The sequence below is a fragment of the Pseudomonas sp. SLFW genome (assembly GCF_009905615.1).
Classification (GTDB): Bacteria; Pseudomonadota; Gammaproteobacteria; order Pseudomonadales; family Pseudomonadaceae; genus Aquipseudomonas; species Aquipseudomonas bambusae.
On sequence record NZ_JAAAKW010000025.1, the window covers coordinates 30,174 to 55,944 of the forward strand.

The following is a 25,771-nucleotide window of genomic DNA, read 5'->3' on the forward strand; positions in this document are numbered from 1 at the left end:
GGTCAGTGCAATCGGCATCGCCTGAGCCACCTTCGCGAATGAATTCGCTCCCACAGGGATCGCGCGGCGCCGCGAAAAGCTGGGGCTGATGGGGAGCAGCTCAGGCATTCGGCGGCGCCACGCAGTTTCGGGTACACGCGAGCTAAACGGTGGGAGCGAATTTATTCGCGAGGGGCTTGTACAGCCGCCACATCAACATCGCCTGGCCCATCCTTCGCGAATGAATTCGCTCCTACAGGGATTCAGCGGCGCCACGCAGCTTCCGGTACACGCGAGCTCAACTGTGGGAGCGAATTTATTCGCGAAGGCGGATCAGGCTCCACATGGAGGTCTTCTGACCGATCGAGCCTTGGCGATGAATTCGCTCCCACAAGTGGCTGCGAGATTCGTTCTTTCAATCATCCAGGCTGATGATGTGCTCTCGCACGCAAAACAGCACCAGGCCCGCCACGTCGTAGATCTGTAGCCGTTTCATGATCTGCGAGCGGTGGGTTTCGACGGTCTTCACGCTGAGATTCAGCCCCGACGCGATTTCCCGTGTGGACTTTCCGCGCACGATGAGGCGCAGGATTTCCAGCTGTCGAGCGGTGAGGTTGTGGTTGTCCGCGGGTTCGGCTTTGCTGGACTGGGCACTGACCAAAGCCTGGTTGATGACCGTATGGGCGATGGCCGGGCTCAGGTAGCGTTCGCCATTGCGCAGGGCATCCAGCGCCTGTTCGATTTCCGTTGCGGTGGCATCCTTGAGCAGGTAGCCATGGGCGCCACCTTCCAATGCCCGCATGATCATGTGCGGATCGGTGTGCATCGACAGGATCAGCACCTTGCTCTCGGGCAGGGTACGGTGCAGACGCTCCAGCGCGTCGAGGCCATTGCTGTCCTTCATGGAAATGTCGAGCAGGATGATGTCCGGTTTGAGTTCAAGGGTCAGTTCCAGCAAGTGCTCGCCACTGGCGGCTTCGCCAATGACCTGATAGCCGGGAATGTCGGACACCAGGGCCCGAACGCCAGCGCGAATCAAGGCGTGGTCATCGACCAGGAGAAGAGTGCAGGTCATCAATGTTTACTTATGTCAGCGCGTTCACGGGCACGGGGTGCCCAAGGGAACAGGGCCTCGATGTCAGTGCCGTGTCCGGGTTCGCTTTTAACGGTGAGGTGCCCCCCCAGCAAGGCCACGCGCTCGGCCATGCCGGCCATGCCGCGCTGGCCCTGTTCGCCAGGGTTGGGGGAAGGTGAAAACCCCTGGCCATCGTCGGAGATTTTCAGACATAGCCCGTCGGGGCAGCGCTTGATGCGGATCAGCAGGTTCTTCGCCTGAGCATGGCGCAGCATGTTGGTGACGGCTTCCTGAGTGATGCGAAAGGCCGCCACCGCCATTTCCTCGGGAATACCGGCCAGCCGCTGCTGGCATTCCAGGCTCCAGAGGACAGGGGTGTCCGCCAGCGTTCGCAACAAATGCGCGCGCAAGCTGGCCTCCAGGCCCAGGCTCGCCAGTTGCCGCGGGTTGAGAATCGCCGAAACGTCCCGCACTTTCGCCAGGGTTTCATCGAGGATGTTCTTGAGCATCACGCAGTGCGCCTGCAGGTCTTCAGTCGCCCGTCGCTGCAGCCAGTCGCTTTGTAGTTTGGCCGCCGTCAGCATCTGGCCGATGTCGTCGTGCAACTCGCGGCTCAAGCGATGGCGTTCGGTTTCCTGGACTTGCAGCATATGGTCGGCCAGTTCCTGGGGTTGAAACTGGATGGTCTGGTTGGGGCGGCTCATGGCGTAACCGAAGCCCAGGAATGTCGCGGCGTTGACCAGCGCCCACGGCAAATTGCCGTCGACCCACCAGACGAGGGTGTTCAGCGCGATGATCACCAGACCTGATATCGCTACCCATCCACACGCTTTGTTCGGGCTCATAGGCCATAACTTGAAAGTCTTGTTGCTGCCATGCATAGCGGATGAAGCCATCAAGTAATGATTGCGGATACCTGAACATTCATTTTCAGGTCACTTGTCAGGGAGCAGGCGCGACGACGTGCGCCGACCTACCTTCTACGTGCATACGGAAACCAGTGTTCGACGTTCAATAAGGGTAATGCGATTAAAGTCATCATTAGCGGGCGACGATCTTACCTTAATCGCCGGTTTTATTAAGCGTTAACTGTAAATAACGTGCCGCCAACAATTGTCTGATTAGTCAGGATTTAGTTCTGGAACGATGGTGCTAGCCAGCGCTGTATCGTCTATCGGCAGAACGCCCATTAACTTTCAGCCTGCCCATCGACAAGTTGCGATGCAACAGGAAACGCGCATGGCTCTCGCGTTTGGCGAGTATCGGCTCATTCGGGCGTGGATTCGTCGTTATCAGGCATGTTGCCGCCGCCGCACAGAAAGCCGGACGGATGCGGTCAGAGTGTGCCTGGGCGATCAGCGCGGTCGACGCTGGCGACGTCCGGGGGATTGAGGGGTAACGGGGCAGGCCACTCCAGGGACTCGGCAGGGCTGCTTTCGGGCTGTTCAATGCCGCAGCAGCAGCCGAATTGTTCCAGCAACGCCTGTTGCTCGTCCTCATCGAGCAACAGGACGCCGGTGAAAGGGTCGACCAGCTCAACCTGCCAGGACAACAGCGCCAGGCATTGGCGCAAGGACGCCAGCGCCTTGGGCAGCAAACGCCCCGACGCCGCAGCGAAATACAGCAGATAGCGAAGTTGGCGGGCGAAGCTGCCGACGCCGCACACGCCTGCCTTATCGGCTTTGCCGGCGACCTGTTGGAGGGTGACAAGCAGGCATTCAATGGCATCCCTGTCGTCGCTGATCAGCTCCAGATGGCTGAGACATTCGTCTGCGCGGCTCAGAAGCTGCGGGGTATCACTGAGGAAATCACTGTGCAGTTGCTGCCATTCATTGCCATTCAGCATGTGAAGTCTCCACTTTTCATGGATAGCGATCCAGGGTCGCGCAGGGCGAGTGGCGCAAAGTTAATGTTGAAGGCAATGAGAAGTCTGTAGGGCGTTTCTGAATGTTCTGATTTTTTTGTCGCCGATGAGACCGCGTCGCGCGCACGGGCCGATTCGACGCTCAGGACAGTCACGTCCACAAGCCCCGGATTGACAGGGGGATCGAGAGATTCCACAAGCGCAACCACGTAACCGACTCCATTCAATGAGAATGGCGTCACAATAATGGCAATTAGATACCGCGAATATCAGGTTTGCCCTGACGTCGGTTAGGGAATACCCCTAGATGCATGGAGAGGCGCTAACTTGGTTGGCGGCATAAAGCCACTATTTGTCAGTATTTGAGCGCACTGGATACCCGAGAGTAAAACATGATGTTAATGTGATATCAATGAAGTCGGCAGGCATTTACATGAAGATTAAGGTCTGCTTCGGTGCTGCCGATAAAAAAGGTAGGCGGACTTATTTGAACCCTGCTCCAGGAGCAATTGAATGGCTGGCATTCTCGACACGGTAGACCAACGTACACAGCTGGTGGGTGAGAACCGCCTGGAAATTCTCATGTTCCGCCTCGCCGGTCGGCAACTGTTCGCGATCAACGTGTTCAAGGTGCAGGAAGTGCTGCAACTGCCCAAGCTGACCCTGATGCCGCAGCGCCATCCTTTCGTCTGCGGCGTGGTGAACCTGCGTGGGCAGACGCTGCCCGTGATCGACCTGTCCCAGGCCATCGGCATGCGTCCGCTGGTGCCGGGGCCATCGAGCACCATCATCGTCACCGAATACAACCGCTCTGTTCAGGCCTTTCTGGTGGGCGGCGTGGATCGCATCGTCAACATGAACTGGGAAGCCATCCTGCCTCCCCCGAGCAGCGCGGGTCGACAGCATTACCTGACCGCCATCAGCAAGGTCGACGACCAGTTGGTCGAAATCATCGACGTCGAGAAAGTGCTCGCGGAGATCGTGCCGTACAACGCCAAGGTCTCCCGCGACAAGCTCGAAGACCCGGTGCTTGCCCGGGCACGCGGTCGTGAAGTCTTGCTGGTGGACGACTCCAACGTCGCGCTCTCCCAGTTGCGCGATACCCTCGGCCAGCTCGGTGTGAAGATGCACGTCGCCAGCGACGGTCTCAAGGCCCTGAACATGCTCAAAGGCTGGGCGGACACTGGCGAGGTCATGACCGACAAATTGCTGATGGTGTTCACCGACGCCGAAATGCCGGAAATGGACGGCTACCGGCTGACCACCGAAATCCGCAACGACCCGCGCCTGCGCGGCCTGTATGTCGTGTTGCACACGTCGCTGTCGGGCAGTTTCAACGAGTCGATGGTGAAGAAGGTCGGCTGCGACAACTTCCTCTCCAAATTCCAGCCGGACAAGCTGGTGGACGTCGTGCGCGAGCGGCTGATGCTCGACAACTGACGGCGTCTCGACCCTTTTCCAGCCCCTTGCTGTATGGAGGGGCTTTTTTGCATCTGTAGGGTTCGCGCAGGCGATGGCTCGTATAAAGTGAGGCCTTTCCCGCCCAGTCATAAGGACGCGTTTATGCTGCACCTCAGCGCGCTGTACCGTTACCCCCTCAAATCCTGCAAGGCCGAGCCGTTGCAGCAGGCCGGTTTCGACGAATTGGGGCTGACGGGGGACCGACGCTGGATGCTGGTGGACGAAGTCAGTGGGCGATTCTTCACTCAACGTGCGCTGCCGCACATGTCGCAGCTTTCGGTGCTGTGGAACGAGGCCGGCGGAGTCACCCTGTCAGCGCCGGGTGTCCAGGCGCTGAACGTCGCCTTGCCGGACAACGTCGAGGACAGCTTGCGCGGCGTCACAGTCTGGCGCGACACCTTGCGCGTGCCCGATGCGGGGGACGAAGCGGCGCGGTGGGTCAGCGAGTTCATCGGCAAGCCGACACGCATGGTGCACATTCCCAAGGAGCGCGCCCGCTGGCTGCCGTCCGGCTATGGCACGGTCGATGACAAGGTCGGCTTCGCCGACGGTTTCCCGCTGCTGCTGATCGGTCAGGCGTCCCTGGATGACTTGTCGAGCAAGATTGGTCGTCCGCAGGAAATGCTGCGTTTTCGTCCCAATCTTGTCGTGGAAGGCGCTGAGGCTTTTGCTGAAGACGGCTGGAAGCGCATTCGCATCGGCGACATGGAATTCCGTCTGCTTAAAGGCTGTTCGCGCTGCATCCTGACCACCATCGATCCTGCCACTGGGGAGCGCAGCGACGACCGCGAGCCGCTGAGCACGCTCAAGACGTATCGCGAGAAAGAGGGTGAGGTGTGGTTCGGGCAGAACATGGTCAACGACGGCCCGGGTGTTGTTGAGGTGGGCATGGAAGTCGAAGTGTTGGAGTGAGGGCTGCAACACGCGCCCGTGAATCCCATGGGGTGAGCTGACCGCAGACGCCAGCCATCTGGCGCCTGCGAAGAGGGCGAATGTCTACGCCCTCCCGATTTACGTCCTACGAAACTGCGCAGCGGCTTAGCGACGACCGAGCAGCAGGCCGACCACCAGGCCGAAACCGGCAGACACGGCAACGGTCTGCCACGGGTGGCCACCGATATAAGTCTCGGTCGCTTGCACGGCAGGCTTGGTCTTGTCACGAACGCTGCCGAGGGAATCCACGGCCTGTTTGAGTTTCAGGCTCAGTTGAGCGCGTACGGTTTCTGCCTCTTCGCCGACCAGCGAAGCGCTGTCCTTGAGCAGTTTGTCGGACTCTTCAATAAGGGCCGCCAATTCGCTGAATGCTTGATCCTGGATCTGTTCGGCGGCGTTTTGGGCAGCAGTTTTACGAGCCATGGCAAATTTCCTTTCAGTTGATGATGGCAGTGAGCAATGGAGTCGCGAGGGCCGGAAAAAGTTGCAGCGTATTTCCGGCGCGGCGCAAAAAGTGCGACGAATGTGATCGGGCATCGGCCGTGGCGGGTGTAAGATGCTGACGCTTTTTGAGCCAATGTCCGGCTCCCGTTTTTGAACACAGAGGTAACCGTCATGAGTTTCAACCTGGCCAACAAGACCCTTACCGAACGCGCTGAAATCGAGGACGAAAAATCCCGTCTTTTCGACTTGTGGCAGAGCAATCTGGGCAAGGCCAAAGGCGAAGCCGCCCGGTTGATGGGTGAGCGCGCCAAACGCAAGGGCAAGTGGTCGGAGTGGGTGCGTTCCGAACTCGACGCCATGTCACCTCCCGAGTACGCCAACATGGTGCGCGCCGAAGTCAACCGACTGGTCGCCGCTGCACGGGCCTGATGCCCATCTACGCCTGATATAAGCGCCGCTGAAGGCTGCCATAAGCACTATTCGTTTTTATTGATACCCCGAACTTCCTAGACTCACTCCATCGCAACGGCAGGCGCTTCGTCCTGCCGATTTCAGTGGAGATATGGCATGTCGAAGAATCAGGAAACAGCGTTCTGGCAAAAAGCGCAGCGGCATTTGATCCGCTACGGCGGCACATTTGAGTCGCGGATCATCGAGCGGGCACAAGGCAGCTTCGTCTACGACGCCGACCAACAACCGATTCTGGATTTCACATCAGGGCAGATGAGCTCGCTGCTGGGCCACGGCCATCCGGACATCTGCGACGTGGTGCAACACCACGTCCGCAACCTTGACCACCTGTTCAGCGGCATGCTGACCCGTCCGGTGGTCGATCTGGCCCACGCGCTGTCCGAAACCTTGCCGCCGAGCCTGTCCCGTAGCATGTTCCTCAGCACCGGCGGCGAGGCGAACGAAGCCGCGATCAAAATGGCCAAGCTGGCCACCGGTAACTATGAAATCGTCGGTTTCGCGCAATCCTGGCATGGCATGACCGGTGGCGCGGCTTCTGCGACTTACAGCGCCGGTCGCAAGGGCTACGGCCCGGCTGCCGTGGGGTCGCTGGCGATTCCGGCGCCATACCCGTACCGCCCGCGTTTCGAAAAGAATGGCGAGATCGACTGGCAAGGCGAGCTCGACTACGGCTTCGACCTGATCGACCGCCAGTCCAGCGGCAGCCTCGCCGCGTTCATCGCCGAGCCGATCCTCAGCTCTGGTGGCCTGATCGACCTGCCGCTGGGCTACCTGGCCGCGCTCAAGCGCAAGTGCGAAGAGCGCGGCATGCTGCTGATCCTCGACGAAGCACAGACCGGCGTGGGGCGCACCGGCCTGATGTACGCCTTCGAGCGCGACGGCGTGGTGCCGGACATTCTCACCTTGTCGAAAACCCTGGGGGCGGGCTTGCCGCTGTCGGCGGTCATTACCAGTCCCGCCATCGAAGACCTCTGCCACGAGCGCGGCTTCCTGTTCTACACCACCCACGTTTCCGATCCGCTGCCCGCTGCCGTGGGCCTGAAAGTGCTGGAAGTGGTGCAGCGTGACGGCCTGGTCGAGCGGGCGAAGGTGGCTGGCGCCTACCTGGAAAAAGGCCTGCGCCGTTTGCAGGAGCGCTTCGACTGGATAGGCGATGTGCGCGGCCGGGGTCTGTTGCTCGGCATGGAAATCGTCAGCGACCGCACGAGCAAATCGCCGGCCTCCGACCTCGGCGCTGCCATCACCCGGGAATGCATGAAGCTGGGGTTGAGCATGAACATCGTGCAGCTGCCGGGCATGGGCGGGGTGTTCCGTATTGCGCCGCCCTTGACTGTGAGCGACAGCGAGATCGATCTGGGGCTGGACCTGCTCGGCAAGGCCATCGCGGCGGCGCAGTGATCAGCCGTGGGCGTGATCTGCCCCTGTACAGAAAATGAACGTTAATAAAATTGTCACTGTAAGAAATGAATACGGTTGAGTCGGGCTCTGCGTTCATATTTTTGCGCTCCGTGGCGAGATTGCCGCACGCTACCGCGCGATTGTTCGACGCTTTGGGCGATGGCACCTGTCTTGCACCCCGGACGCAACGCCTGGGGTCCGGGCGTTGATGACAAATCCGGTTGAACACTCATAACAAGGGTCAATGACATGCGAACATTCAAGGCAATCACGTTCGACTTCTGGGGAACGCTGGTCGATGTGGACACCAGTGGCGAGGCGGGCGTGGCGGCTGTGCTTGCCCAAAGCGGCGTCACTCCCGGCATGACGGCGAAAGAGCTGTATTTCAAATGGGACGATGCAACCGTACGCCGTTATCGGTCGGGCACGTGGCGACCTTATTTCGACTTTGCACTGCTGGGGCTGCAAGACGTGTTGCAACCCTTGGGTTTCGATGCAGGACCGGAGCGCTGGGCGGCACTCACTGAGACGCTGCTGAGCACGATGACGGGGGAGGCACGGCCACACCCTGAAGTGCCTGCGATCATTGCGGTGCTGAAAGAGAAATACCCGCTGATGCCGATCACCAACATGGACAATCGGCTGTTCGATCTGAACCCGTTTCGGTCCGAATTCGCTCAGGTCACCACAGCGGAAGAAGCCAGGGCATTTAAGCCGTCGGCGTTCATTTTTCAGCGGGCAATCGAGAAGCTTGGCGTACCGGCGGATCAGATTCTGCACGTGTCGCTGTCGCAGTTCGCCGACCTGGAAGGCGCGATGCCGATGGGAATGCAGGTGGCCTGGATCAATCGGTACGGCCATCCATTGGGCCAGTTCACGCCGAAGCCGTTGTATGAGTTTTCCGATCTGTCCGGGCTGAAAGGTGTGCTCGCAGGGGATTGGTAAGGGATGATGCCGTGCCGGGCTGCATTCCCCCTGAAGCAGTCCGCTAAGGTCACGCACCTGTTTGCGCCTGCGAGCACTCATTCCTGTGGCAGCGAATTCATTCGCGAAGGGGCGTACAGCCCCTACACCCTCGGCGCCATAACCCTTTTCGCGAATAAATTCGCTCTACACGTTTCGTGTACGGCGTTCTCAACCTTCGCGCGCCCTCATTTTCTATACGGCAATAAAACCGCCCACTTTCGCTGTAAAAAATCCAAACACTGTCAATAAAATTAACGTTAATTATAAATACAAACGCTGCTGTCCTATTCCCATTCGCCTCAAAATAATCCTGCACTTTCAATCAGTTATAAGCTTAAAACCAACTGGCATCCTCCTTGCTCTTTGTCAATGACATTACCAAGAGAGGTGAATCATGCCGATTGAAAAAGATTCGACCCACTGCGTCGACACACTCGTGACGTCGAACATGACCGCCCGTGCTTTCGCGACCCGGCCGGGGGAGAACTATCCCGCTGTATTAAGCACTCCGTTTTTGATCAGCGAACTGGAACGCGTGGCTGCCGACATGCTGGCGCCGCTGTTAGGCGAAGGCAAAGTGTCAGTGGGCGTCTCGGTCCACCTCGAACACCTGGCCCCGACTCCCGTGGGTTCCAAACTTCGCTCACACGCCCGTTTCACCGGGCAGGAAGGGAAACTGTTCTGGTTCGAGGTCTGGTCCGAAGACCCTGCCGGGCCGGTCGGACGGGGCAGACACGCTCGCGCCATCGTTGATCTTTCCGCCATCGAAACACGTGCCGCTGCACGCGGCGCTTCCACGATCCAATAATAAGGATGCCTTTCATGCCTCTCGATTTACTGCACCCGGAATTTGAAACGTTGCCCGATCACGCCATTCGCCATTTGCAAGATGGCTTGTGGAAACATCAGTGGAACTACGTGCGCAATACTTCGGCTTTTTATAAAGAGAAGTTGGGCGCGTTAGTTGATCGCACGTTCACACTCGATGACCTGGAAAGTCTGCCGTTTACTGAAAAGGAAGAAGTACGCCGCAGCCAGGAACTGAGTTATCCGTTCGGCACGTACATCGCGTGTGGCAACGATAAGGTGGTGCGCGTCCATCGCACGTCCGGCACCACCGGCAAGCCATTGCAACTGGCCAACAGTCGACGCGACGTGGACTTGATTTCCGTCGTCGGCGGCCGTGCGCAATATTCCGCGGGCCTGCGACCTTCCGACCGCGTCGTGCACTGCCTGAATTACTGCCAGTGGACCGGTGGCGTCACCGACCACATGACCCTCGAAGAAGCGGGTGCAGCGGTAGTTCCGTTCGGCGTCGGCAACACCAGGCTGCTGCTGGACACCATCAAGGACCTCAGCGTCACGGCCATCTCCTGCACGCCTTCGTATCCGGCGCTGCTGGAAAAACTCCTGCGCGCGGAAGGCAAGAACCCACGGGACCTCAAGTTGCGGGTGGGCCTCTTCGGTGGCGAAGCGGGGCTCGACAACATCGAATTCCGTCAGTCGATGGAAGACGTCTGGGGCTTCAGCGTGCGTAACGCAAATTACGGCATGTCTGAAGTGCTCAGCAACTTTGCCAGCCAGTGCGAACACACCCATGACCTGCACTTCCACGGCGCCGATGCGTTGTTCATCGAGATCCTCGATGCACAGAACCGCAGCCAGCCGATTCGCGAAGGCACCACCGGCGAACTGGTCTGCACCCACCTGGCAAAAGAGTGCCAGCCGCTGATCCGCTTCAAGACCCGCGATGTGATCACCGTGACCGGCACCGGGCCCTGCGACTGCGGGCGCACCGGGTTCCGTTTCCGTGTCACGGGTCGCACCGACGACATGTTCAACGTGCGCGGCATCAACATTTTTCCGAGCGCGGTGCAAAAGGCCATTTTCAGTCGGCCCGATCTGGCGTCCGGTCAGTTCCGCATCGTGCTGGAAGGCGCAGGCCCCTGGGACCGCATTCGGGTCAAGGCCGAAGCGGCGGCGGGTGTCGGGGAAGAGTCCTGGGAGTACGCCCGCAGGTCGCTTGAAGAGGCGATCCGCACCTTCGCCGGAGCGACGGCCGAAGTGACCATTTTGCCGATCGACAGCCTGCCGCGCACCGATGGCAAAACCGCCCTGATCGAGAGGAAGCCCGCATGAGTTATGCACTCTACAAGCGCCAGGGCGCCATTGGCATCGTGACCCTGAACCGTCCCGAGCGCCTGAATGCGATCAGCGGCGAGTTGCTGTCGGCGTTCTCCGCCGCGCTGAACGCCGCCATCGACGATGCCGAGGCCGCCGTCATTCTGCTGCACGGCGAAGGCCGCGCGTTTTGCTCCGGTGATGACCTCAAAGAGTTCGACATTCAGAGCAAGAACGACGCCTCGATCAAGGCGCACATCAGCGCGATCCAGGAAATCACCCACCTGCTGATGGGCTGCGACAAACCCGTGGTCGGCGCGCTGCACGGCTATGCCGTCGGTGGCGGGTTCGAGTGGCTGTTGAATTGCGACCTCGTCGTTGCCGCCGAGAACCTGGTGGCGTTTTTTCCCGAGATGGACTGGGGCCAGTTCGTCACGGGCGGCGTGACCCATTTGTTGCCCCAGTCCATCGGCTATCAGCGGGCCATGGAGTTGTTGCTGCTGGGCGAGCGGCAATCCGCCGAGCAGTTGTTGCGCAATGGCCTGGTGAACCGGGTCGTCGCGCTGGAGGAAACGTACGACGTCGCATTCGGGCTGGCGGAGAAGATTGCGGCGAAGTCACGGTTCTCGGTTTCCCGTCTGAAAACGCTCATCAACCAAGGGCTGGGCGCTTCGTTGTGGCGGGCAGTCGAGTTGGAGCAGGAGGTCACGATCGAAGCGTTCAGTCAGCCGGGGGCGGCGGAGCGGGTGGCAGGTTTCATCACCCGGAAAAAGTGAACCCAACCTAACGATGCATAGACGGCAATCACGAATAGAAGGGGAACAGTAAGATGAAAATCCAACGAATTCTCACAGTGTCAACGGTCTTCATGGCAATGAGCACGTCCCTGGTCCAGGCCAAGGATGTCGTGCTGGGTGTCGCGGGACCGGCCACAGGCCAATACGCATCCTTTTTCGATCAGATCACCCATGGGGCGAAATCCGCAGCAGAAGCCATCAACGCGGCGGGAGGGATAAACGGCGACACGCTGGTGCTGGACATACAAGACGACGCCTGTGATCCGAAGCAGGCGGTGGCGGTAGCGAACAAACTCGCGGCCAAGAAAGTGGCGGGCGTGATCGGCCACTTCTGTTCGTCCTCGGCGATACCGGCATCCGATGTGTACGCGGACTCGGGCATTCCGATGATCGCGTCGGCCGCCAGCAACCCGACCCTCACCGAACGCGGTTTGCAGAACGTGTTTCGCACGACGGGTCGGGATGACAAGTCGGCAGTGATCGCCTATCAGGCCATCCTCGCCAACAAGGATTTCAAGCGCGTGGCGATCATTCATGACAAATCCACCTACGGGCAGGGCCTGGCGGATAACGTCAAGAAAGGCCTGAATGCGGGCGGTCTGCAGGAAGTGGTGTTCGACACCCTGACCCAGGGCGAGAAAGACTTCTCGACGCTGATTTCCAAACTCAAGCAGGCCAACGTTGACCTGGTGTTCTTCGGCGGTTATTTCGCCGAGGGCGGCCTGCTCGTCAGGCAGGCCAGAGAGCAGGGCCTCAAGGCCACGTTCATGGGCGGTGACGGGATTGCCTCGACGGAATTCGCCACCATCGCCGGGCCTGCGGCGAACGGCTTTTTGATGACGTTCTACCCGGACCCACGGGATAACCCGAAAGCGGCTGGCATCGTCAAACAGTTCCGCGACGGCGGCTACGAGCCCGAGGGGTACACGCTGTACACCTACGCCGCGATTCAGGCCTTTGCCGCGGCGGCGAACAACGTCAAATCGGAAGACGGCCCGAAAGTCGCCACCGCGCTGCACAACGGCACGTTCGACACCGTGTTGGGCGATGTGAAGTTCGACAAGAAAGGCGACCCGAGCACCGAGCCTTTCATCATTTACGTCTGGGAAGACGGCAAATACAAACCCCTCAAAAAATAAGAAAACCGTGAGCGCCGGTTCGTGGCCTCGCTGCCACGGGCCGATTCCGAAAACTGAATCGGGGAGTCTGTCATGGGCTATTTTCTGCAACAAACCATCAACGGCCTGACCCTGGGTGCCATCTATGGGCTGGTCGCGCTGGGCTACACGATGGTCTACGGCATCGTCGGGATGATCAACTTCGCCCACGGCGAGGTGTACATGATCGGCGCGTTCATCTCGCTGATCGCGTTCACGGTGCTGGGTCTGCTCGGCATCACGTGGGTGCCGCTGGCCATTCTGCTGGTGCTGGTCATCGCCGTGCTGTTCACCGCGATGTATGGCTGGGCTGTCGAGCGCATCGCTTATCGTCCGCTGCGTCGCTCGTTTCGCCTGGCGCCGCTGATTTCGGCGATCGGCATGTCGATCTTTCTGCAGAACTACGTGCAGATCCTCCAGGGCGCGCGCACCCGGACGCTGCCGCAACAGGTGTCCGGTGGCTTCACGCTCTGGGAAACCGACGGCTTTTCGGTGCAGGTCACCATTATTCAGATTGCCATCGTGGTCCTGACCTTCTGCCTGATGGCGCTGCTCTTTCATGCCGTCGAGCGCACACGTTTCGGCCGCTCCCAGCGGGCGTGTGAACAGGACATGGAGATGGCGGGGATGGCCGGGATCGACGTCGGCCGGACCATTTCGATCACCTTCATGGTGGGGGCCGCGCTGGCGGCCGCCGCCGGGCTGATGACCACGCTGTATTACGGTTCGGTGGATTTCTTCATCGGGTTTCTCGCGGGCGTCAAAGCCTTTACCGCCGCCGTGCTGGGCGGCATCGGGTCGATTCCGGGCGCCATGATCGGCGGCCTGCTTATCGGCCTGGTCGAGGCTTATTGGGGCGGCTATGTGTCCGGCGCGTACAAGGATGTCTCGGTGTTCGCCGTGCTGATTCTGGTGCTGACGGTCCGCCCAACCGGACTCTTCGGTCGTCCGCATCTCGAAAAAGTCTGAGGCTGCCCATGAAAAGAACAATCGCCCACACCCTTAAAGGCGCGCTGCTCCCCGCGCTGATAACGGCCTTGCTGGCGTTGCCACTGGCGGGCCTGCAGCTTCAGGACCTTGGCGGCAAAAACGGTCTGAACATCCGGCCCCTTTGGGTCATCGTGCCCGCGCTGATCGTGTTCATCGGACACTGTCTGGTGCAGCTGTTGCGCGACCGAAATCCGTCTCGACCCGTTGTGCCACGTCGGCCGTCACGGGCCTCGGCGTTCATTGCCGGTGTTTCGCCACGCCTGTTTCTGATGATCGGAATCGTTGCGCTGGTGTTTCCCCTGTTGCCGTTCACCAGCCGCTACGAGCTGGACCTGGCAACCACGTTTCTGATTTACGTCATGCTTGGCTGGGGCCTGAACATCGTGGTCGGCATGGCCGGTTTGCTCGACCTGGGCTACGTTGCGTTCTACGCCGCCGGGGCTTACACGTTCGGTTATCTCTCGGTGAATTTCGGGGTCAGTTTCTGGCTGGCGTTGCCGTTGTGCGGTCTGGTCTCGGCGTCGTTGGGCCTTCTGCTGGGCTTTCCGGTGCTGCGTCTGCGGGGGGATTACCTGGCGATCGTCACCCTCGGGTTCGGTGAGATCATCCGCATCTTCATCATCAACCTGACCGACATCACGGGCGGCCCCAACGGCATCGCGGGGATCTCACGTCCCAGCTTTTTCGGTCACCCCTTCGCCCCGTCCGCGCCGGATGGCATCACCACGTTCGCGGATTTCTTCCACCTGGATTTCTCGCCCGATCACCGCTTCATGTGGCTGTACTACATCATCCTCGGGCTGGCGGCGCTGACGTTGCTGTTCACCGAGCGGCTGCGCCGTCTGCCGATTGGCCGGTCGTGGGAAGCATTGCGTGAGGACGAGACTGCCTGCCAGGCCGTGGGCATCAACCCGACGTCGGTCAAGCTGACGGCCTTCTCACTGGGCGCGATGCTTGGCGGGTTCGCCGGGTGTTTCTTCGCTGCTCGGCAAGGCTTCATCAGCCCCGAGAGTTTCACCTTCACCGAGAGCGCGATCATCCTCGCCATTGTGGTGCTGGGCGGGATGGGCAGCCAATTGGGCGTGGTCCTCGCTGCGGTGGTGCTAGTGGGCCTGCCGGAGCTGGGGCGGGAGTTCGCTGAATACCGCATGCTGCTGTTCGGACTGGCGATGGTGTTCATCATGATCTGGCGACCCCAAGGGCTGATCGCCGGACGCAAGCCTTCCATTCTTGCGCCCGCTGAATCACCCCCTCTTCATGTTTCGGAGTCACTGCAATGAATCGGCCCACGAGTGCCAGGCTGTTGTCCGTCGAAGGGTTGAGCATGCATTTCGGCGGGATCAAGGCCATTGAAAGCCTGGACTTCAAAGCGGCCAGCGGCGAGATCACGGCGGTCATCGGCCCCAACGGCGCGGGCAAGACCACGGCGTTCAACTGCGTCACCGGGTTTTACCGGCCCACCTCGGGCAAGATCACCATCGCGGGGAACGATAGCCAGATTCGCGTCGATCATTTGTCCGGCCATCAGATCGTGACACAAGCCGGGATCGCCCGGACCTTTCAGAACATCCGTCTGTTCCGGGGCATGACCGCGTTGGAAAACCTGATGGTGGCCCAGCACAACGTGCTCAGCGGCAAGGGCCTGTTGCAGATCGCTGGGTTGTTCGGCCTGAAGGCCTATCGCGACAGGGAAGAAGCGGCCGTCGAGAAGGCCATGACCTGGCTACGCCGCATGAACCTCGCGTCACGGGCTGACGAACTGGCGGGCAATCTGTCTTACGGCCAGCAGCGTCGTCTGGAAATTGCCCGGGCGATGTGCCTGGACCCAGGCTTCCTGTGCCTCGACGAACCAGCGGCGGGCCTCAATCCCCGAGAGTCAGGTGAGCTGGGGGAAGACTTGCAGCGGCTCAAGACCGAAAACGGCGTCGGCGTGCTGCTGATCGAACACGACATGAGCGTGGTGATGAACGTCTCGGACCGTATCGTCGTGCTGGAATACGGCAAGAAACTGGCCGAGGGCACGCCGGACTACATCAAGGAACATCCGGGCGTGATCGCGGCCTATCTGGGGCAAAGCGACAGTTCATCCACGTTGAAGCGATTTCCCCGTGAAGGCCGGGTGCCGACCACGTTCTCGCCGCCGGTGTTGGCGGTGGAAAACCTGCACGCCAGTTACGGCGCGGTGCAGGTACTGCATGGCATCGACCTGGAAGTGCGGCAGGGCGAGATCGTCACGCTGCTGGGCGCGAACGGGGCGGGCAAGTCGACGTTGCTCAAGACCATTTTTGGCGCGCCCGCGGTGAAGGCCGGTTCGATCGCGTTTTGCGGTAAGCCGCTGAAGGGGTTGCTGTCCCATCACGTCGCGGACCTGGGCATTGCTCACTCGCCGGAAGGGCGGCGGATCATGCCCAAAATGACGGTGTTGGAGAACCTGCAGATTGGCGCGTTCTTGAGCGATCCGAAGCATTTTCAGGACGACCTGAAGAAAGTGTTCCGGCTGTTTCCTCGTCTGGAAGAGCGCAGTTGGCAGCGGGCGGGCACGATGTCCGGTGGTGAGCAGCAAATGTTGGCCATCGGACGGGCATTGATGCAGCGACCCAGACTGCTGTTGCTGGACGAGCCGTCGCTGGGCCTGGCACCGCTGGTGATTCGCCTGATTTTCGATGCGATCCAGAAGATCAATCAGGAAGATGGCATTACCGTGTTGCTGGTCGAGCAGAACGCAGCGATGGCGTTGTCGATTGCCGACCGGGGTTACGTGCTGCAGACCGGCAGGGTGGTGCATGCCGGTGATGCCGAGGTGTTGGCCTCGCAACCGGAGATCCGGAATGCATATCTTGAAGGGATGACGGCGCCATGATTCCATGGAGCGGGCAATGATGGCGCGGCCAATGACGGCAAGCGATCCGAACGATTTCTTGAGAGTGCGATAGCAATGGACATGGCCAAAGCAGACCCGCTGGTAGCCCACCTCAGTGAGCTGTGCGACTTGTTCGGCTCGATGTTCCCCGAGGCCATGGTCAGCGTGGCGATTTACGACGACCGCTATCGCCTCCGGAATTCTGCCGGGCTGATCACCTTTCCGTCCGCAGTGCCTGCCGCACGGCGTCCGGTGGAGGAAACGCCGGTGATCGGCGAGTGCAGCGGTCGCACGCTGGCGATGGTGAAAATGCCCACTGCAACCGGGCAGGCGGCGCTGTTTTTCGCGGTGTGCTCGGCGGACCCGTTGCCTGAAGACGTGCTGGTACGCCTGTGTCGCATGGGCTCCGGGTTCGTCGCCCGCACGGTCGATTTGCTGGAGCAGGCCAGTGCGTCGCAGCAGCTGTTCCGCGAACAGAAAGCGATCATGGACAACATGTCCGACGGCCTGCTGGTGCTGGACCGTTTTGGGGTGCTTCGTTACCTCAACGCGCCGGGCGGGCGCATGCTGGGGATCGATCCGAAGAAAAGCATCGGTCACGAGCTGCGCAAGGTCATCGATTTCGAGCCCTTCATCACGCCGATTTTTGACACCAAAAAAGGTTATGTCGACCGCGAGCTGGAGATCCGCTCCAGTCGACTCAATCTGCACATTCTCGACACCGCCGTGCCGATCATCGATGAAGACGGCACGGTGGTCTCCATCGTCAACACCTTCCACGAAATCGCCCGGGCCAAGCGGCTCTCCAATCGTATGGCGGGGGATTTGGCGCGTTATCACTTCACCGACATCACGGGGCGCTCGCCCAAGCTGACCGAGGCCGTGGCCATCGCCAAACGGGCGGCGAACTCCGATGCCAACGTCCTGCTGTTCGGCGAGAGTGGCACGGGCAAGGAAGTGTTCGCGCAGTCGATTCACAACGAGAGCAAGCGGGCGGGGGCGTCCTTCGTGGCCGTGAACTGCGCGGCACTGCCCCGGGACCTGATCGAAAGCGAGCTGTTCGGCTACAGCCCCGGGAGCTTCACTGGCGCGGATAAAGCCGGACGACTGGGCCGGTTCGAACTCGCGGCAGGGGGCACGATCTTCCTCGATGAAATCTCGGAAATGCCCCTCGACGTTCAGGCCAAGTTGCTGCGGGTGCTGCAAGAGCGGCAAGTGACCCGGATCGGCGGCGCCACCAGCATCGCCCTCGACGTACGGGTGATTGCGGCGGCCAACCGCGACCTCACCGACATGGTCGCCAAAAAGGCGTTTCGCGATGACCTGTTCTATCGCCTCAACGTGCTGCGCATCGACCTGCCGTCCCTGCGCGAACGCGTCGACGACATCGAAATGCTGATCGACCAATGCGTTCAGCGGACCTGCACCTTGCTGCATCGCTCGCTGATCGAACTCGGTCCGGCCGTGATTCACACCCTGCGCAACTACAGCTGGCCGGGCAATGTGCGGCAACTGCAGAACGTCATCGAGCGTCTGGTCAACATGACCGATGGCGACCACGTGGCGGAGATGCCGGTGGGCTGGCTTGGCGATGAAAGCGCGGTGGTGTCCCCGACCGCTGTGCCCGACAGCGCCGCGAACGTCATCAGCCTCGCCGAAACCGAACGCCTCACCATCGTCGGCGCCCTGCGCGCGTTCGACAACAACGTCACCCGCACGGCATCCGCCCTGGGCATCACCCGACCGACGCTGTACAAGAAGTTGAAGCAGTACAAGGCGGAGGTGTAGCGCACACCTGTCGCAGCGTCACGACGCAGAGCACATGTCTTGGCCGTGCACACACTCACTCCTGTAGGAGCGAATTCATTCGCGAAGGGGCGATACAGCCTCCACAGCTCGATTGCCCTAACCCTTATGGCGGCAGGCCCCACGGTCAAAGCGCATAGTGCTCCAGCGCGTTGGCAATCACCATCCGCTGCACTTCGCTGGTGCCTTCGTACAGCTGGGTGATCCTCGCGTCGCGGTAGTACTTCTCCACCGGATAGTCTTCCAGGTAGCCATAGCCCCCATGAATCTGAATGGCTTTGGAGCACACCCGCTCGGCCATCTCCGACGCGAACAGCTTGGCTTGGGAGGCTTCGGTCAAACACGGCTCGCCAGCACTTCTCAACCGTGCCGCGTGCAGGATGAGCAGGCGGGCGGCGTTGAGTTGGGTGTGCATGTCGGCGAGCAGGTTGGCGATGCTTTGGTGCTGGATGATCGCCTGGCCGAACTGCACGCGATCACGGGCGTAGGCGAGGGCTGCTTCGAAGGCGGCGCGGGCGATGCCCAACGATTGCGCGGCGATGCCGATGCGGCCGCCTTCGAGGTTGGAGAGGGCGATGGCCAGCCCTTTGCCCCGTGGGCCGAGCAGATTGGCTTCGGGAATCGCGCAGTTGTTGAGCGTCACGGCGCAGGTGTCCGAAGCCTTGATGCCCATCTTGTGTTCGCTGCGGTCCACGACGAAACCGGGGTTGTCGGTGGGCACCAGAAAGGCCGACAGCCCCTTCTTGCCCAGCTCCGGATCGGTGACGGCGAACACAATCGCCAGCTGTGCACGTTTGCCGTTGCTGACGAATTGCTTAGCGCCGTTGAGCACCCACTGGCCGTCGCGCAGTTCGGCACGGGTCCGCAGGTTGTGGGCTTCGGAACCGGCCTGAGGTTCGGTCAGGCAGAAGCAGCCGATGGCCTCACCGCTGGCCAACATCGGCAACCAGTGTTCTTTTTGCTCATCACTGCCGTAGCGCAAGACCGGGCCGCAACCCACGGAATTGTGAATGCTCATCAGCGCGCCCACCGCGCCATCGCCCGCCGAGATTTCCTCCACCGCGAGGGCGTAGGCGACGTAGTCGATGTACGTGCCACCCAGCTCTTCGGGCACGATCATGCCCAGCAGGCCCAACTCACCCATCTTGCGGACCAGGGCGTCATCAATCCAGCCGGCCTTTTCCCAGGCCTGTGCGTGGGGGGCGATTTCGTTGCGGGCGAACTCGCGGGCCATGTCGCGGATCATCCGCTGCTCTTCAGTCAAGTCGTGGTCGTTCATCGTGGGGCTCTCTTGTCAGGGGACGACGGTCAGACCGTGGCCAGGGTATCGAGTGTGTGCACAGGGTGGCCGTCGAAGAACGCCAGCACCTGTGCGTGCGGTAATGCCTCAATGTTCGGAGGGTTCCAACGCGGGGTTTTGTCTTTGTCGATGATCAGCGCGCGCACGCCTTCCATGATGTCGCCCTTGGCGAACCACTGACGGTCCAGGTGCAGTTCCAGCGCGAAGCACTGCGCCAACGATAGGCTCCGGCCACGGCGGATCAGCTCCAGCGTGACGGCCATGGCCAGCGGCGAGCGGCTGTCGAGTACCTTGATCGTTTCTTCGGCCCAGTCCCGATACGCCGGACGGTCTTCCCGCGACAAGGCGTCGCGAATCGACACGATGTCCGGCAGCGCGAAATACTCATCGATCACGCGGCGCATGGCCTTGAGTTCCGCGCCCGGCAGCAGCTTGGTGGTCATGGAGGTCACGAGCGTGCGCAGGGTCTGCGTCGGGTCGTTTTCCCATTGGAGTGCGTCGAGGCGCTGGTCAAATGCCTCCAGCGATTCGCGGGGCAGGCACACGTCGGCGAGCCCTGCGTAGAGCGCGTCGGCCGCTCTCGCCTGAACCCCGGTGACGCCGAGGTAAACCCCCAATTGGCCGGGCAGGCGCGACAAAAAATAACTGCCGCCCACGTCCGGAAAATAGCCGATCCCCACCTCCGGCATGGCCATTTTCGCCCTGCCAGTGATGACCCGGAATGTGGTGCCCTGCACCAACCCCATGCCGCCGCCCAGCACCAGCCCGTCCATCAAGGCCACGGTGGGTTTCGGGTAAACGTGGAGGCAGTGATCGAGGGCGTATTCCTCTTCGAAGAACACGCGGTGCAAGCTGTCGTCCGCCTGGAAACTGTTGTACAGCGAGCGAATGTCACCCCCGGCGCAGAAGGCTTTTTCACCCTCGGCGCGAAGCACGACGGCGAGCACCTCGGGGTCGTCTGCCCAAGCCTGCAGGTGTTGATGCAGGGCGCGAATCATCGGCAGGGTGAGGGCGTTCAGCGTCGCGGGCTGATTGAGCGTCAGGTGGCCAATCCGGTTGCGCACCTGTGCGGTAACGGGGGCCTGAGCGTCCAGGGGCAGTGTGTCGGATTCCATCAAGGCACCTCGATAGGTCGGCCACACGCTCACGGGGAAGCGGGCCGTTCACGGAGAAAAAAAGGGCGGGGGATCAGGCGAGGGCGTGCGTCATGAGCGTCGGTGCCCGGAGCGCTCACACCCGTGCGCATCGCTACACGAGGCAGGGTATTCGCTGACGAGGAAACCTCTGGCGAGGGCGGCAGACGGGCAGGCGGTGAAACGTGGGTGCAAGGCTGGCATTGTTGTTGTTCTCCGTGCGTGACGCTACTGGCAGTCCCTCACCTTGTGAGCGGGGGACTGAGCGACTTGCCGAGATGCTAGCAGTGCATTTTTATTAGTTTCAACTCACCTTTCTGCATTGTGAGTCTGCATTTTTGCACGGGTGTCAGTCAGTGATCGGGCACGACTGACAGCGAGCGTTTCAGACAACGCAATGTGAAGCTGGAGCGTGAATGGGTGATGCCGGGCACCTTGTAAAGCTTCTTGCGTAAGAATGCTTCGTAGCCCGCCGTGCCGTCCACGGCCACTTTGATCAGGTAGTCATAGTTCCCGGTGGTGAGGTAGACCTCCAGCACTTCGGGCATGTCCGCCATGGCTTTGCCGAACGCTTCGAGGACCGAGTCGTCATGGCGCTCAAGGGTGATTTCAATGATCACGGTTTCCGCCGCCCCGAGCAGCGACTGATCGAGCACCGCGGTGTAGCCCGTGATGTAGCCGAGGGTTTCCAGACGGCGGGTTCGCTGCCAGCAGGGGCCGGGGGTCAGGCCTATTTCCTGGGCCAGTTGGGTGTTGCTCAGGCGACCGTCCCTTTGCAGGGCTCGAAGAATTTCACGGTCGATGCGGTCGATCTTTTTGTTGTTTTCGGCCATCTCGAAATATCCATTCACAACGCAGGGAGGTATTGAAGGAATCTCCTGCCTGATTAACAAAACGACGAAACATTTGGAAGCTCATTTTGACGATTCATCGATAGGCTTTTGTTGTTCGGACAATACCCCTGCTCATCCCAAGGGCGAGCGAGTGCTGCCACGACAATAAAAATAATTCGAGGAAGCCCCAATGGTTGAGTATCCCCCACTGAGTCTGGCGGTGCCCGCGCCTGAGCTGCGCCCTGGCGACCGGCCGGACTTCTCCCGCGTGTCGATCCCCGAAGCTGGCGCCATGCGCCGTCCCGCTGTCGATGAAAACGCTGAGCACATGCGCGACCTCGCGTTCGGCATCATTCGCGTACTGGATCAGGACCATCTGGCGGTCGGACCCTGGGCCGACGACCTTGGCCTGGACGATACGGCGCTGATCGCCGGGCTTGAGCACATGCTGACCCTGCGCGCCTACGACGTCCGGATGTTCTCGGCCCAGCGCCAACAGAAAACCTCGTTCTACATGCAGCACCTCGGCGAAGAGGCGATCTCCTGTGCCTTCCGCATTGCCCTCGAAAAAGGTGACATGAACTTCCCGACGTACCGCCAGGCCGGTCTGTTGATCGCCGGTGGCTACCCGATGAAGTCAATGATGTGCCAGGTCTATTCCAACGACGCCGATACGCTGCGCGGTCGGCAGTTGCCGGTGTTCTACTCGTCGAAAGAGCATGGTTTTTTCTCGATCTCCGGCAACCTCGCCACGCAATACATTCAGGCGGTGGGCTGGGCCATGGGCTCGGCGATCATGAACGACCGCAAGATCGCAGCGGCCTGGATCGGCGACGGCTCCACGTCCGAAAGCGATTTCCACGCCGCGCTGGTGTTCGCCTCGACCTACAAGGCGCCGGTGGTGCTGAACATCGTCAATAACCAGTGGGCGATTTCGACGTTTCAGGGCATCGCCCGAGGTGGCGCGGTGACCTTTGCCGAACGCGGCCATGGCTTCGGCATTCCGGCGTTGCGGGTCGATGGCAACGATTACCTCGCAGTGTACGCCGTCGCGAAATGGGCCACCGAACGCGCCCGTCGCAACCTCGGCCCGACCCTCATTGAATACGTCACTTATCGGGCGGGCGGCCACTCCACCTCAGACGATCCTTCGGCGTATCGCCCCAGCGATGAAAGCAGCGCCTGGCCGCTGGGCGATCCGGTCACACGTCTGAAAAACCACCTCATCGTGCGCGGCGTCTGGTCCGAAGAACGGCATGCCGAAGCCGAGGAACGCATCATGGCCCACGTCATTGCGACCCAGAAAGAAGCCGAGGCGATCGGCACGTTGCGCAGCGGGCAGCGACCCAGCCCCAGTGAAATGTTCGACGACGTGTACGCCGAGATGCCTGAGCATCTGCTGCGTCAACGTCATGAAGCGGGGTATTGAGTCATGGCTCGACTGACGATGATTGAAGCGATTCGCGATGCCATGGATGTCGCGATGGAAAAAGACCCCCACGTGGTGGTGTTCGGCCAGGACGTGGGTTATTTCGGCGGGGTGTTCCGCTGCACTGCCGGCTTGCAGAAAAAATACGGCGCCTCCCGCTGTTTCGACGCACCGATCTCGGAGCTGGGGATCGTGGGCGCGGCGATTGGCATGGCGGCCTACGGCATGAAGCCGTGCGTGGAGATTCAGTTCGCCGATTATATGTACCCGGCGTATGACCAGATCGTCTCCGAAGCGGCGCGTTTGCGTTACCGCTCGGCGGGGGAGTTCACCTGTCCGCTGGTGGTGCGCATGCCCACGGGCGGCGGCATCTATGGCGCCCAGACCCACAGCCAGAGCCCCGAATCGCTGTTCACCCACGTGGCCGGGATCAAGACCGTGGTGCCGTCCAATCCCTACGACGCCAAGGGCCTGTTGCTCGCCTCGCTGGAAGACCCGGACCCGGTGATCTTTCTGGAGCCGAAGCGGCTGTATAACGGCCCTTTCGACGGCCATCACGACCGCCCGGTGGTGCCGTGGAAATCCCATGAGCTGGGCGAAGTGCCCGACGGTCGCTACATCGTGCCGCTGGGTCAGGCGGCGGTGCGTCGCGAAGGCAAGGCGGTCACGGTGCTGGCCTACGGCACGATGGTGCATGTCGCGCTGACTGCCGCCGAGGAATCCGGGGTGGACGCAGAGGTGATCGACCTGCGCACGTTGATCCCGCTGGACCTGGAAACCATCGCTCGCTCGGTGCGCAAGACCGGGCGCTGCGTGATCGTTCACGAAGCCACGCTGACTTCCGGTTTCGGTGCGGAGCTGGCTGCACTGGTGCAGGGCGAGTGCTTCTATCACCTGGAAGCGCCGATCCGTCGCGTGGCGGGTTGGGACACGCCGTACCCCCATGTGCATGAGTGGAATTATTTCCCCGGCCCGGCCCGCGTGGCCGAGGCGCTGACCGCAACGATGGAGGCTTGAGCATGGGTACGCATGTGATTCGGATGCCCGACATCGGTGAGGGCATCGCCGAAGCGGAATTGGTCGAGTGGGTAGTTGCGCTAGGCGACAGGGTGAAGGAGGACGACACCCTCGCCACGGTGATGACTGACAAGGCAACGGTGGACATTCCTTCGCCGGTGAGCGGCAAAGTGACCTGGCTCGGTGGCGAGCTGGGCGCGCTGATCGCGGTCGGCGCGGAATTGATTCGCCTTGAGGTCGAGGGTGAAGGCAACGCTCGCGCTGGAGCACCGGTGGCGCAGTCGAGTGAAACGAGTCCTGTGGCCGCTGAGCCGTCCGGTGTCGAACCCGCCCCGGACGCCGTTGCGCAGACGGCATCTCCCGAGAAACCTCAGTCAGTTCGATCCCCCTCTGAAATGCCATTTGCGTCTGTCACGCCAGGACCATTGCGGGCCGAAGGGGAGAAGCCGTTGGCCTCGCCGTCAGTGCGCGGCCGTGCCCGCGACGCGGGCATCGATCTGCGCCAAGTGCGCGGATCGGGCGGTGCCGGACGCATCACTCATGACGATCTGGAGGCGTGGATCGCGGGCGGTGGCGTGGCTCAGGGAACAGGCAAACCGGCGCGGGACAACTCGGTCAGTGAGGTCCGCGTCATGGGCCTGCGGCGCAAGATCGCCGAACGCATGCAACTGGCCAAACGCACCATCGCCCACATCACCATCGTCGAGGAAATCGACGTAACGGCGCTGGAAGACCTGCGCAGCAAACTCAACGCCCAAGGCGGGCGCACCAAGCTGACCCTGCTGCCGTTCGTGATGAAAGCGATGGTCTTGGCCGTGCATGATCAGCCTGGCCTCAACGCCCATTACGACGACGAAGCCAACGTGATTCGTCAGTTCGCGGGGGTGCACATCGGCATTGCGACACAGACCCCCGGCGGCCTGATGGTCCCCGTGGTGCAGCACGCCGAGACCTTGAACCTCTGGCAGTCCGCGGATGAAGTGGCGCGGGTCGCAGAAGCGGCGCGGACCGGCACGGCAGCGCGGGAAGAATTGTCCGGCTCCACCATCACCATCAGCTCGCTGGGTCCGCTGGGCGCGTTGTCCACCACGCCGATCATCAACCGTCCGGAGGTGGCCATCGTCGGCATCAACCGTATGGCCGTGCGGCCCCATTGGGACGGCGCGGCGTTCGTGCCCCGCAAGATGATGAACATCTCGTGCAGCTTCGATCACCGGGTGATCGACGGCTGGGACGCGGCGGTGTTTATCCAGCGTCTGAAGGCGCTGCTGGAAACCCCTGCGTTGATGTTCGTGGAGCAATGACATGAGTGAGACTTCCTGCAAATTGCTCGTCATCGGTGCAGGCCCCGGCGGCTACGTATGCGCCATCCGCGCCGGGCAACTGGGCGTGGACACGGTGATCGTGGAAGCCGCCAAACCGGGCGGCACCTGCCTGAACATCGGCTGCATTCCGTCGAAGGCGCTGATCCACGCGGCTGACGAGTTTCATCGGTTGCAGACCTTCGCCGACCACGCGCCGCTGGGCATTTCGGCCTCGGCCCCCACCCTCGATTTCGCCAAAACCCTGGCCTGGAAAGACCAGATCGTTTCGCGCCTCAACGGCGGGGTGGCGGGTCTGTTAAAGAAAGCCAAGGTGCGCGTGATCACGGGGCACGCCACGGTCGTCGACGGCAAGACCGTGCGCGTCGAATCCGCTGATGGCACGCACACGATTAACGCGCAGATGATCGTCATC

24 protein-coding genes and 1 pseudogene are annotated in these 25,771 nt (G+C 61.2%); 18 read left to right on the plus strand and 7 right to left on the minus strand.

The genetic code is table 11. The features are described from left to right. Positions 1 to 394: 394 nt before the first annotated feature. The 3 genes from GVN17_RS26430 to GVN17_RS26440 all read right to left on the minus strand — a co-directional run bounded on the left by GVN17_RS26430 (position 395) and on the right by GVN17_RS26440 (position 2,900). The gene (locus tag GVN17_RS26430; RefSeq protein WP_166598239.1) at positions 395 to 1,054 is read right to left on the minus strand and encodes a response regulator transcription factor; all 660 of its coding nucleotides are present in this window, start codon (positions 1,052 to 1,054) and stop codon (positions 395 to 397) included. Beyond that, positions 1,054 to 1,935, minus strand: coding sequence for a sensor histidine kinase (locus GVN17_RS26435; protein WP_166598261.1), 882 nt, complete (start codon positions 1,933 to 1,935; stop codon positions 1,054 to 1,056). The genes GVN17_RS26430 and GVN17_RS26435 overlap by 1 nt, the downstream gene beginning before the upstream one ends. 455 nt (positions 1,936 to 2,390) lie before the next feature. After that, entirely contained in the window at positions 2,391 to 2,900 is a 510-nt protein-coding gene (locus GVN17_RS26440; protein ID WP_178115767.1) for a hypothetical protein, read from the minus strand. Positions 2,901 to 3,431: 531 nt separating this feature from the next. Here GVN17_RS26440 and GVN17_RS26445 point away from each other — a divergent pair. Beyond that, positions 3,432 to 4,358: a chemotaxis protein CheV gene (locus GVN17_RS26445; RefSeq protein WP_166598240.1), complete on the plus strand. Its 927-nt coding sequence runs from the start codon at positions 3,432 to 3,434 to the stop codon at positions 4,356 to 4,358. 123 nt (positions 4,359 to 4,481) lie between these two features. Then, positions 4,482 to 5,291, plus strand: coding sequence for an MOSC domain-containing protein (locus tag GVN17_RS26450; RefSeq protein WP_166598241.1), 810 nt, complete (start codon positions 4,482 to 4,484; stop codon positions 5,289 to 5,291). 126 nt (positions 5,292 to 5,417) lie between these two features. On the opposite strand, the gene GVN17_RS26455 is transcribed toward GVN17_RS26450, so the two are convergent. After that, entirely contained in the window at positions 5,418 to 5,735 is a 318-nt protein-coding gene (locus tag GVN17_RS26455) for a YqjD family protein (protein WP_166598242.1), read from the minus strand. Between the two features lie 192 nt (positions 5,736 to 5,927). On the opposite strand from GVN17_RS26455, the gene GVN17_RS26460 reads away from it, so the two are divergent. The 12 genes and pseudogenes from GVN17_RS26460 (at position 5,928) to GVN17_RS26510 (ending at position 18,304) form a co-directional block, all read left to right on the plus strand. Next, positions 5,928 to 6,185, plus strand: a complete 258-nt coding sequence (locus tag GVN17_RS26460; protein ID WP_166598243.1) for a hypothetical protein — start codon at positions 5,928 to 5,930, stop codon at positions 6,183 to 6,185. Positions 6,186 to 6,323: 138 nt separating this feature from the next. Next, a complete protein-coding gene (locus tag GVN17_RS26465; protein WP_166598244.1) occupies positions 6,324 to 7,625 on the plus strand; it encodes an aspartate aminotransferase family protein in 1,302 nt (433 codons plus the stop codon). Between the two features lie 249 nt (positions 7,626 to 7,874). Next, positions 7,875 to 8,570, plus strand: a complete 696-nt coding sequence (locus tag GVN17_RS26470; RefSeq protein WP_166598245.1) for an HAD family hydrolase — start codon at positions 7,875 to 7,877, stop codon at positions 8,568 to 8,570. 415 nt (positions 8,571 to 8,985) lie between these two features. Continuing rightward, entirely contained in the window at positions 8,986 to 9,399 is a 414-nt protein-coding gene (locus tag GVN17_RS26475) for a thioesterase family protein (RefSeq protein ID WP_166598246.1), read from the plus strand. Positions 9,400 to 9,413: 14 nt separating this feature from the next. Continuing rightward, the gene (locus GVN17_RS26480) at positions 9,414 to 10,730 is read left to right on the plus strand and encodes a phenylacetate--CoA ligase family protein (RefSeq protein ID WP_218576417.1); all 1,317 of its coding nucleotides are present in this window, start codon (positions 9,414 to 9,416) and stop codon (positions 10,728 to 10,730) included. Then, entirely contained in the window at positions 10,727 to 11,488 is a 762-nt protein-coding gene (locus GVN17_RS26485) for an enoyl-CoA hydratase/isomerase family protein (RefSeq protein WP_166598248.1), read from the plus strand. The genes GVN17_RS26480 and GVN17_RS26485 overlap by 4 nt, the downstream gene beginning before the upstream one ends. A gap of 53 nt (positions 11,489 to 11,541) precedes the next feature. Next, positions 11,542 to 12,648, plus strand: coding sequence for a branched-chain amino acid ABC transporter substrate-binding protein (locus GVN17_RS26490; RefSeq protein ID WP_166598249.1), 1,107 nt, complete (start codon positions 11,542 to 11,544; stop codon positions 12,646 to 12,648). 72 nt (positions 12,649 to 12,720) lie between these two features. Beyond that, positions 12,721 to 13,635 carry a branched-chain amino acid ABC transporter permease LivH gene (locus GVN17_RS26495; RefSeq protein ID WP_166598250.1) on the plus strand — a complete coding sequence of 305 codons (915 nt, stop codon included), beginning with the start codon at positions 12,721 to 12,723 and terminating at the stop codon, positions 13,633 to 13,635. 20 nt (positions 13,636 to 13,655) lie between these two features. Beyond that, the gene (gene livM / locus GVN17_RS26500) at positions 13,656 to 14,936 is read left to right on the plus strand and encodes a high-affinity branched-chain amino acid ABC transporter permease LivM (protein WP_371928627.1); all 1,281 of its coding nucleotides are present in this window, start codon (positions 13,656 to 13,658) and stop codon (positions 14,934 to 14,936) included. A 44-nt stretch (positions 14,937 to 14,980) separates the two neighbouring features. Then, positions 14,981 to 15,724: pseudogene (locus tag GVN17_RS29755) on the plus strand (ABC transporter ATP-binding protein); the annotation flags it as partial. Positions 15,725 to 15,799: 75 nt separating this feature from the next. Next, complete coding sequence (locus GVN17_RS29545; protein WP_371928628.1) at positions 15,800 to 16,516, plus strand: ABC transporter ATP-binding protein; 717 nt, start codon at positions 15,800 to 15,802, stop codon at positions 16,514 to 16,516. 81 nt (positions 16,517 to 16,597) lie between these two features. Next, positions 16,598 to 18,304 carry a sigma-54-dependent Fis family transcriptional regulator gene (locus GVN17_RS26510; RefSeq protein WP_218576418.1) on the plus strand — a complete coding sequence of 569 codons (1,707 nt, stop codon included), beginning with the start codon at positions 16,598 to 16,600 and terminating at the stop codon, positions 18,302 to 18,304. A 145-nt stretch (positions 18,305 to 18,449) separates the two neighbouring features. Here the strand turns inward: GVN17_RS26510 and GVN17_RS26515 are convergent, their stop codons facing one another. The 3 genes from GVN17_RS26515 to GVN17_RS26525 all read right to left on the minus strand — a co-directional run bounded on the left by GVN17_RS26515 (position 18,450) and on the right by GVN17_RS26525 (position 21,588). Further along, positions 18,450 to 19,601, minus strand: coding sequence for an acyl-CoA dehydrogenase family protein (locus tag GVN17_RS26515; protein ID WP_166598253.1), 1,152 nt, complete (start codon positions 19,599 to 19,601; stop codon positions 18,450 to 18,452). A gap of 29 nt (positions 19,602 to 19,630) precedes the next feature. Next, positions 19,631 to 20,737, minus strand: a complete 1,107-nt coding sequence (locus tag GVN17_RS26520) for an enoyl-CoA hydratase/isomerase family protein (RefSeq protein ID WP_166598254.1) — start codon at positions 20,735 to 20,737, stop codon at positions 19,631 to 19,633. A 371-nt stretch (positions 20,738 to 21,108) separates the two neighbouring features. Further along, positions 21,109 to 21,588, minus strand: coding sequence for an Lrp/AsnC family transcriptional regulator (locus GVN17_RS26525; RefSeq protein ID WP_166598255.1), 480 nt, complete (start codon positions 21,586 to 21,588; stop codon positions 21,109 to 21,111). 190 nt (positions 21,589 to 21,778) lie between these two features. Between GVN17_RS26525 and GVN17_RS26530 the strand changes: the two genes are divergently transcribed. The 4 genes from GVN17_RS26530 to GVN17_RS26545 all read left to right on the plus strand — a co-directional run. Then, the gene (locus GVN17_RS26530) at positions 21,779 to 23,017 is read left to right on the plus strand and encodes a thiamine pyrophosphate-dependent enzyme (protein WP_166598256.1); all 1,239 of its coding nucleotides are present in this window, start codon (positions 21,779 to 21,781) and stop codon (positions 23,015 to 23,017) included. A 3-nt stretch (positions 23,018 to 23,020) separates the two neighbouring features. Continuing rightward, complete coding sequence (locus GVN17_RS26535) at positions 23,021 to 24,034, plus strand: alpha-ketoacid dehydrogenase subunit beta (RefSeq protein WP_166598257.1); 1,014 nt, start codon at positions 23,021 to 23,023, stop codon at positions 24,032 to 24,034. A gap of 2 nt (positions 24,035 to 24,036) precedes the next feature. After that, on the plus strand, positions 24,037 to 25,338 hold the full coding sequence (locus tag GVN17_RS26540) for a dihydrolipoamide acetyltransferase family protein (RefSeq protein WP_166598258.1): 1,302 nt from the start codon (positions 24,037 to 24,039) through the stop codon (positions 25,336 to 25,338). Between the two features lies 1 nt (position 25,339). Next, on the plus strand, positions 25,340 to 25,771 hold a 432-nt coding region (locus GVN17_RS26545; protein ID WP_166598259.1), incomplete at its 3' end, for an FAD-dependent oxidoreductase.

Excerpts from the sequence above, each read along its gene's own strand:
- GVN17_RS26430 (WP_166598239.1), bottom strand. The coding sequence starts at position 1,054 with ATGACCTGCACTCTTCTCCTGGTCGATGACCACGCCTTGATTCGCGCT.
- GVN17_RS26435 (WP_166598261.1), bottom strand. The coding sequence starts at position 1,935 with ATGCATGGCAGCAACAAGACTTTCAAGTTATGGCCTATGAGCCCGAAC.
- GVN17_RS26440 (WP_178115767.1), bottom strand. The coding sequence starts at position 2,900 with ATGCTGAATGGCAATGAATGGCAGCAACTGCACAGTGATTTCCTCAGT.
- GVN17_RS26445 (WP_166598240.1), top strand. The coding sequence starts at position 3,432 with ATGGCTGGCATTCTCGACACGGTAGACCAACGTACACAGCTGGTGGGT.
- GVN17_RS26450 (WP_166598241.1), top strand. The coding sequence starts at position 4,482 with ATGCTGCACCTCAGCGCGCTGTACCGTTACCCCCTCAAATCCTGCAAG.
- GVN17_RS26455 (WP_166598242.1), bottom strand. The coding sequence starts at position 5,735 with ATGGCTCGTAAAACTGCTGCCCAAAACGCCGCCGAACAGATCCAGGAT.
- GVN17_RS26460 (WP_166598243.1), top strand. The coding sequence starts at position 5,928 with ATGAGTTTCAACCTGGCCAACAAGACCCTTACCGAACGCGCTGAAATC.
- GVN17_RS26465 (WP_166598244.1), top strand. The coding sequence starts at position 6,324 with ATGTCGAAGAATCAGGAAACAGCGTTCTGGCAAAAAGCGCAGCGGCAT.
- GVN17_RS26470 (WP_166598245.1), top strand. The coding sequence starts at position 7,875 with ATGCGAACATTCAAGGCAATCACGTTCGACTTCTGGGGAACGCTGGTC.
- GVN17_RS26475 (WP_166598246.1), top strand. The coding sequence starts at position 8,986 with ATGCCGATTGAAAAAGATTCGACCCACTGCGTCGACACACTCGTGACG.
- GVN17_RS26480 (WP_218576417.1), top strand. The coding sequence starts at position 9,414 with ATGCCTCTCGATTTACTGCACCCGGAATTTGAAACGTTGCCCGATCAC.
- GVN17_RS26485 (WP_166598248.1), top strand. The coding sequence starts at position 10,727 with ATGAGTTATGCACTCTACAAGCGCCAGGGCGCCATTGGCATCGTGACC.
- GVN17_RS26490 (WP_166598249.1), top strand. The coding sequence starts at position 11,542 with ATGAAAATCCAACGAATTCTCACAGTGTCAACGGTCTTCATGGCAATG.
- GVN17_RS26495 (WP_166598250.1), top strand. The coding sequence starts at position 12,721 with ATGGGCTATTTTCTGCAACAAACCATCAACGGCCTGACCCTGGGTGCC.
- GVN17_RS26510 (WP_218576418.1), top strand. The coding sequence starts at position 16,598 with ATGGCCAAAGCAGACCCGCTGGTAGCCCACCTCAGTGAGCTGTGCGAC.
- GVN17_RS26515 (WP_166598253.1), bottom strand. The coding sequence starts at position 19,601 with ATGAACGACCACGACTTGACTGAAGAGCAGCGGATGATCCGCGACATG.
- GVN17_RS26520 (WP_166598254.1), bottom strand. The coding sequence starts at position 20,737 with ATGGAATCCGACACACTGCCCCTGGACGCTCAGGCCCCCGTTACCGCA.
- GVN17_RS26525 (WP_166598255.1), bottom strand. The coding sequence starts at position 21,588 with ATGGCCGAAAACAACAAAAAGATCGACCGCATCGACCGTGAAATTCTT.
- GVN17_RS26530 (WP_166598256.1), top strand. The coding sequence starts at position 21,779 with ATGGTTGAGTATCCCCCACTGAGTCTGGCGGTGCCCGCGCCTGAGCTG.
- GVN17_RS26535 (WP_166598257.1), top strand. The coding sequence starts at position 23,021 with ATGGCTCGACTGACGATGATTGAAGCGATTCGCGATGCCATGGATGTC.
- GVN17_RS26540 (WP_166598258.1), top strand. The coding sequence starts at position 24,037 with ATGGGTACGCATGTGATTCGGATGCCCGACATCGGTGAGGGCATCGCC.